The following is a 6,370-nucleotide window of genomic DNA, read 5'->3' as shown; positions in this document are numbered from 1 at the left end:
GCACCCCAACAGAAGCATTCAACGAACTCATTGCTACCACCCATTGACACCGCCATGATCTATTTTCCTTAGCTAGCTATTTTCTAGGAATCGGGCACCGCATCACTCGCCGTCATCCCAGTCTCCGGGGAGCCGCGCGACTCCATTCGCATCCATGCTGGGGCGATAGGCGTAGCGCTCGAGTCCGTCAAACGTGGGAGCCTCGGGGTGTATGTCGAAGGGGAGTCCGCCGACCTCAATCGACTTCGCCAGGAAGATGTTGATCGCGTCCGACAGGCTAATACCCCAGCGTGCGTAGACGGCGGCGGCGTCGGCCTTGATCTGTGCGGTCGTGCGGGTCTTCACCTCGGCGGTGCGGGGCATCGTCGGCATTGTTATTCCTTTCGCTATCCATATTTTAGTCCCAGACCGGCACCATCCCGGGGTTGCTCTGGGGTGGCATTGAGTGCTGGGATGCAGTGGCCGGTTGATCTGAGCTCAGATTCTGGCCATAATTATGGCTAAGGGTGATAGGAGAAGCATGTCGACACTAACTATGGGACTTGCCGAGGCGAAGAATAACTTTTCGCGGGTGACAGCAGAGGTGAACAGGACGGGGAAGCCTGTCACGATCCTCAAGAACAACAGGCCTTGGGTCGTCATTCAGCCTGCGCAGCAGTCTGAGAGCGCCGTCGATGTCGCTGTCGATTTCATGGATGCCTACGCGGACGTGTTTGAAGAGCTTGCGAAGTGAGCGCTTTCGCGTTTTCGCAGGGCGAGGCCGGAGCTGGTTTGTTTCCGACGTGATCATGGCGCCTCGCGTGGGGTAGGGTTCGTCGTAGCGAAGCGGAGGCCATTGATCAAGGAGGATGACACGTGGATCTGCTCGAATACATGCGCTCACAAAACGACATGACGCAGGCCGAATGGGAACGCACCTTCGAGGAAGAGGCCAAGGAGATCCTCGTCCTGCTCGCCGGCGGTAGCGGGGCCGGCAAGATGAACGGATTCTGGGACGTCTCGCACTACTTCATTGCGTATGTGGACTGCCAGACCGGTGCACTGCACACGGGTGACGGCCGGATCGTCTATCCCGTCAGCGACGAGGAAAGCGATGCCGGAGGAATCCTCGATCGCTTCCGTCGGGAGGCGGTGTACCGCCTCAAGGCGCGCAAGAGGATTCCGCACAAGATTCCCGAGGGCGTGACCGCCTCCTCGCAGAACCAATTCCTGATCGTGGAGGTTCTCGAAGAGAATCCTCCGTGCCCCGCACTGGACGAGGTCTTGGCTGAGTATCGCAGGCCGGTAGTCCTCAACGACGAGGAGTTGGGCGAGCTCTCCCTCGACAAGGACCTCGACATGTTCGAGGGAGGCATCTCGTGGCGGGGTGAGGACATCGACATCTCTCTGGAGGTTGATTCATCCAGCGAAGACACCTGGACTGCTGCCGTGGCCGCCATGAAGCAGATGATGACCGATCAAGACCGGTGGGATCGCGACATGCGAGCGTTCGCCGCGCGGCAGCTCACCGAACTCGCGTGCGAGTGGCGCGAGTCAGCCGACGAGGACGTCCCGGAGATTACGGAAGAGAGCTTCGCGCAGCGGATCGAACTCACGAGCATCGCGATGGACGCCGACGGCTCGTTCTCAGCCTATTTCGACGATGATGACATGTTCTTCGGGCACTGCGTCACCGCGTACGGAACCCTGGCGAACGGGGTGACCGCGGCGAATATGGAGGGGTGAGTACTGGCTGCTGGAGGTGAGGTGATGATTCGTGGGCGTGTGTGCGCCGAACCTTCTCTGGTCGGCGCCGACGCATCAGTTCCCGTGTTTGTAAGTCTCGGCCTTGTTCTCGTTTCGTTGGGCCGGGCCGAGGCTGTTCTCTGATGAGGAGAGTGGGCCCGAGTCAAAGTAGACGTGTATACACCAATCGTGATAATGTGATGTGTAAACGTCTGCAAAGGGGTGGTCTCCGTGAGGGTGGATGAGCTCGTCGACTTTGTCGCGCTCGTGGGTGGTGTTGCTTCTTCTTCTCAGCTGAAATCTGCAGGATTCTCGGCTGGACTCATTGCGCATGCTAGTGAGGGCGGTCGCATTGAGCGGCTCACGCGAGGAGTTTACTGCACTCCAGATGTCTTTGACGATGACTTTCTTGTGATTAGTGCCCGGTGGAAAAAGAGTATTTTCTCCCATGCCAGCGCCCTGTATCTCAATGGACTGTCGGATCGTCTGCCTGTCGCACAGTCCGTGACAGTGCCTCGGGGATATAACTCTGTGAAGATGGCTCAGGAATTTCCGGGTATTCAAGTTCATTGGGTGCGGACTGACCTATACGAACTTGGCGTAACGTGCCTTGTAACGCCTTCCGGTAACACAGTGAGGAGTTATGGTGCTGAGCGCGCAATCGCCGACCTGATTCGGGAAAGGAAGGCTGGAACTGTCGATGCTCAGCTTATGCAAGATGCTATCGGAGGGTACTTTCGGAGGGGCGAGAAGGACCTACAAGGGTTGACTGATATGTGCTCAGCTCTTGGAGTACGTCGTGAGTTGCAGGTGTATCTGGAGGTGTTGTAATCGTGGCGATTCGTAACGATGCGAGTCTGCGTGGAAAGATACGAGCAATTGCGAAGAGAGAGGGGCTGCGCCCTCAAGAAGTCTTGCAGATGTTTCTATTTGAACATTTGCTGCTTCGTCTCGAGAAAACGTCGTATGTTGATAAGTTTATTCTCAAAGGTGGCCTGCTAATTTCTTCGATGATTGGTGTCTCTCTGCGCACGACGATGGATATGGATACAACTGTTGTTGGTATGCCTCTTGATCGCGACTCTATTGAGCAAACGATGGAGCAGATCTGCTCTGTTGATGTCGGTGACGGAATGGAATACATCTTCGAGCGGGTCGAGTCAATCAGAACAGATGACGAATATCCCAATTGGCGTGCTCATATTATGGTCCGGTATGGAAGAATGAATGCGCCAATTAAAGTTGATATCACAACAGGTGATTCCATCGTTCCTGCGGAGGTTGAGTATCCGTATCCGATGCTGTTCGAAGATCGCGCTATAAGGCTTATGTCTTATCCTGTGGCGACGATTCTCGCTGAGAAGTTTGAAACGGTCGTCAGCAGAGGTGTTGCCAATACACGTGGGAGGGACTTCTATGACATTTACGTATTCTTGAATACTCGTGGTGATCAGATTGAATATGGCCAGGTCAAGCGTGCCCTCGAGGCAACAGCGCGCAAAAGGGGAACGTCTGCTTTTGTTGCCGATTATAGGAGTCGACTAGAGAAGGTGCGGCTTTCTGATGATATGCTGGCAGTCTGGGAGTCTTATGTGAGATCGGCGCCTTACGCATCCGACATTTCCTTCGATGATGTGGTGAGTGCCGCAGTGCGGCTTGGTAACTTGGTGTCTGCGTGATTCGCCATTCCTGGTAACCGGATGAAGGATTCACCATAGTTGAGTGTGAGGAGGGGGCCAGTCTCGTGAGAGGCCTCGGTCGCGGGTGGTTACACCCGGCGTGCGTCCCGCGCAGGTAGAGGGCCAGACTGATCACGTCGACCCCGATGAGGGCTACGCTGAAAGCTGCGTTGGCGGACAGGTTGATCATGGGGATGCCCATGAGCATGCGGCACATGCAGGGGATGAGCCAGGTTGTCCACACGGCGATGCTAGTCATGGCCGAAGCTTCCCATCGAGTCTGCGCGAACCTCCCGATGAGATTCGCTCTCACTTCAGATGGTAGAAACAGGCTCATGAGCAACACGACCCCCTTGTTTACGCCGCGAGGCCTACCCCGCCAAGCAGGGCAGGCCTCGTTATGTGCACCTGGTGTCGCTACCGAAACAGTCGTGCGTTCGGTTCAGTGCCCGGTAGTGGGACTACTTCTGGCCCTCCACGTCGGGCACGTATGCGAGGAACCCCGCCAAGGCCTCGTCGGTGTGCTCGAAGAACGGCTTCCCCTTGTCGAGGGAGTCGATCTGGGCCATGTCCTCGTCGGTCAGCGCGAAATCGAAGAGGTCGATGTTGTCCGCGATGTGCGAGGGCGTCTTCGAGCCCGGGATGACGACGTGCCCCTGCTGGATGTGCCAACGCAGCAGCACCTGGGCGGGGGACTTGCCGTGTTTCTCGGCGAGTTCCTGGACGAGGGACTCGGACATGATCGAGTCGTTGCCGCGTCCGCCCAGCGGGTACCACGCCTGCAGTGCGATGTTGTGCTCCGTGAGGAGCACCTTGAGCTCCGTCTGCGGGAAGTAGGGGTGGCACTCGACCTGGTTGATCGTGGGGACGACCTCGCACTCGTCGAGGATGCGCTGCGTCTGGGCGACATTGAAGTTCGACAGGCCAATCGCGCGAATCTTGCCTTCCTCGTGCGCCTTCTCGAGGATGCGGTACCCCGCGACGGTGTCTCCCGCGGGCTGGTGCAGGATCATCAGATCGATGTAGTCCGTGCCCAGGCGCTCCAGCGTCTCGTCGACGGCGGTGGGGCGCTCAAAGAACGACGGCCACAGCTTCGTCTCGAGGACAATCTCCTCGCGCCCCTTCGAGGATGCGCGCATGCCGCGGCCGACGCCGCGCTCGTTCATGTACACGTTCGCCGTGTCGATCAGCGTGTAGCCGTTGTCGAGCGCGTAGGTGACCGCCGACTGGGCGTCGTCCGGCTCCAACAGGTAGGTGCCGAGGCCGACCTGGGGAATAGTGACGCCGTTATTCAGGGTGATGAGGGCTCGCGCGCGTCCTCGATGCGGACGAGGCCGTGGTTCGTTCCCGGCTCGTCTGCCCCATGAGCGCCGAGGCCCTGTGTCGCTACGTGCTGCGCAGTATTTTCGCTTCGCTCATGGAGGGCGGCGAGTGCGAGACGCTGTTCGCCCTCCTCGACGCCGCCCTGTATGACGACACCGCAGACGAAAAGGAAACAAAATAATGAGTCGATTCCGCATCAAGAAGCAGCCCCTGATCGCCGTCGCCGGCATCGTCTGGCTGCTCGCCGGCCTGAACGTCGCGATCCTCGGCGTGCGCGCGGCCATCGACATGCGCGGCCTTGCCGCAATCATCCTCGTGGCGCTCGCGGGCGGCGCGGTCGCCATCTTCTGCGCGTTCCACCCCATGTTCAGCAAACTCGTCAAGAAGAACGCCCAACGCATCGCCGACCTGGAGGGGGAGCGCCACCACGTCGTCCGCTTCTTCGACCGTAAGAGCTACCTCATGATGGCGTTCATGATGTCGTTTGGCATCGGCATGCGCGCCGCAGGACTCTTCCCCGACTGGTTCATCGCCTTCTTCTACACGGGCCTCGGCCTCGCCCTCACGCTGGCGGGCGCCAGCTACATCGCGCGGGGTGTGCGCGGTCGCGCCTGGGCGTTTCACGGGACCGACTGAGCGTTTCACGCTCTCCCGGCCATGGCCTCGTCAATCGACGAGGCCTCCTGTCGTTGTGTGTGTCGTCTGCCCTTCAGCGCCACGCGATCACCGCCAGTGGCGGTATAATTGTGGCGGTAATGGGGGGTGGTCATGGCCTACGAGCCGTCGTTTGAACGTACCGACCTCATCGATGCGTTGTGCATGGAGATCGCTGAGCTCGTCGGCATGCTGTCGCCTCAAGCCCCCCTGTCGACCAGCCCGACGCTGCGTCGGGAGCTGCGGATCCAGACGATCTACTCCTCGCTCGTCATCGAAGGCAACAAGCTTGATGAGCGCGCGGTGAGCGCGATTATCGACGGAAAGCGGGTTCTCGGAGACCGGCGCGACATCCTCGAAGTCGAAAACGCGCGCGCCGCCTACGACCTGATTCCTGAACTCGATCCTCATTCGTTGGAGGATCTGCTGCGCGTTCACCTCGTGATGATGGGTGGCCTCGTCCCCGACGCTGGGCGTTTTCGATCGGGCAATGTCGGCGTGTTCAACGGGGATGCTCTCATCCATGCGGGGACTCCGGCAGCCTACGTCCCCGAGGTCATGGGAGGCCTCTTCGAGTGGCTGCGCGCGACGCGTGTGCATCCGCTGCTTGCCTCGTGCGTCTTCCACGTCGAGTTCGAGTTCTGTCATCCCTTCTCTGACGGGAACGGTCGGACGGGACGTCTCTGGCAGACGCTGCTCCTGTCGAGGTGGCGTTCGGTGTTGGCGTGGTTGCCTGTTGAGTCCGCGATCAGGAGGCGGCAGGCGGATTATTACGAGGCCTTAGCCCGCTCGGGTGCGACCGGTTCGTGCGAGAGTTTCGTGGAGTTCATGCTCGAGGCGATTCGGGAATCGATTCTTCCGTATGCGAAGCCGTCGAGCTCGCAGGATATGGCTCGAGCCCGTGCGCTTGCTTTCCTTAGGGATAACCCACAGTCCACTGTCACTCAGCTTTCGCAATATCTTGGGTGCTCGAAGCGGAGCGCCGAGCG

The 6,370-nt window shown here is 59.1% G+C and carries 8 protein-coding genes and 1 pseudogene; 7 read left to right on the top strand and 2 right to left on the bottom strand.

From position 1 onward, the window contains the following. Nucleotides 1-102: 102 nt before the first annotated feature. Nucleotides 103-372, bottom strand: a complete 270-nt coding sequence (locus tag RYL44_RS09670) for a type II toxin-antitoxin system RelB/DinJ family antitoxin (protein WP_314975842.1) — start codon at nt 370-372, stop codon at nt 103-105. 148 nt (nt 373-520) lie between these two features. On the opposite strand from RYL44_RS09670, the gene RYL44_RS09665 reads away from it, so the two are divergent. From RYL44_RS09665 to RYL44_RS09650, 4 genes are all read left to right on the top strand, one after another. After that, nucleotides 521-733 (top strand): type II toxin-antitoxin system Phd/YefM family antitoxin, encoded by a 213-nt coding sequence (locus RYL44_RS09665; protein WP_003793591.1) that lies wholly within the window; start codon nt 521-523, stop codon nt 731-733. A gap of 122 nt (nt 734-855) precedes the next feature. Further along, complete coding sequence (locus RYL44_RS09660) at nt 856-1,725, top strand: DUF2262 domain-containing protein (protein ID WP_314975841.1); 870 nt, start codon at nt 856-858, stop codon at nt 1,723-1,725. A 222-nt stretch (nt 1,726-1,947) separates the two neighbouring features. Continuing rightward, a complete protein-coding gene (locus RYL44_RS09655; RefSeq protein WP_314975840.1) occupies nt 1,948-2,556 on the top strand; it encodes a type IV toxin-antitoxin system AbiEi family antitoxin domain-containing protein in 609 nt (202 codons plus the stop codon). 2 nt (nt 2,557-2,558) lie between these two features. Continuing rightward, entirely contained in the window at nt 2,559-3,404 is an 846-nt protein-coding gene (locus tag RYL44_RS09650; RefSeq protein WP_314975839.1) for a nucleotidyl transferase AbiEii/AbiGii toxin family protein, read from the top strand. A gap of 461 nt (nt 3,405-3,865) precedes the next feature. Here RYL44_RS09650 and RYL44_RS09645 read toward each other — a convergent pair whose 3' ends face one another. Then, nucleotides 3,866-4,651 (bottom strand): aldo/keto reductase, encoded by a 786-nt coding sequence (locus RYL44_RS09645; protein ID WP_314975838.1) that lies wholly within the window; start codon nt 4,649-4,651, stop codon nt 3,866-3,868. A gap of 56 nt (nt 4,652-4,707) precedes the next feature. Between RYL44_RS09645 and RYL44_RS09640 the strand changes: the two are divergent. From RYL44_RS09640 to RYL44_RS09630, 3 genes and pseudogenes are all read left to right on the top strand, one after another. Continuing rightward, nucleotides 4,708-4,908, top strand: a pseudogene (locus tag RYL44_RS09640) (TetR/AcrR family transcriptional regulator); the annotation flags it as partial. After that, nucleotides 4,908-5,363, top strand: coding sequence for a hypothetical protein (locus RYL44_RS09635; protein ID WP_314975837.1), 456 nt, complete (start codon nt 4,908-4,910; stop codon nt 5,361-5,363). The pseudogene RYL44_RS09640 and the gene RYL44_RS09635, both read left to right, overlap by 1 nt. 132 nt (nt 5,364-5,495) lie before the next feature. Next, nucleotides 5,496-6,370: Fic family protein (locus RYL44_RS09630; RefSeq protein ID WP_314975836.1), on the top strand; the 875-nt coding region annotated here is incomplete at its 3' end.

Origin of the sequence: Actinomyces bouchesdurhonensis, assembly GCF_963540955.1 — a bacterium.
Classification (GTDB): domain Bacteria; phylum Actinomycetota; class Actinomycetes; order Actinomycetales; family Actinomycetaceae; genus Pauljensenia; species Pauljensenia bouchesdurhonensis.
The sequence above is the reverse complement of the archived record's forward strand: the minus strand, read 5'-3'. Positions and strand labels throughout refer to the sequence as shown.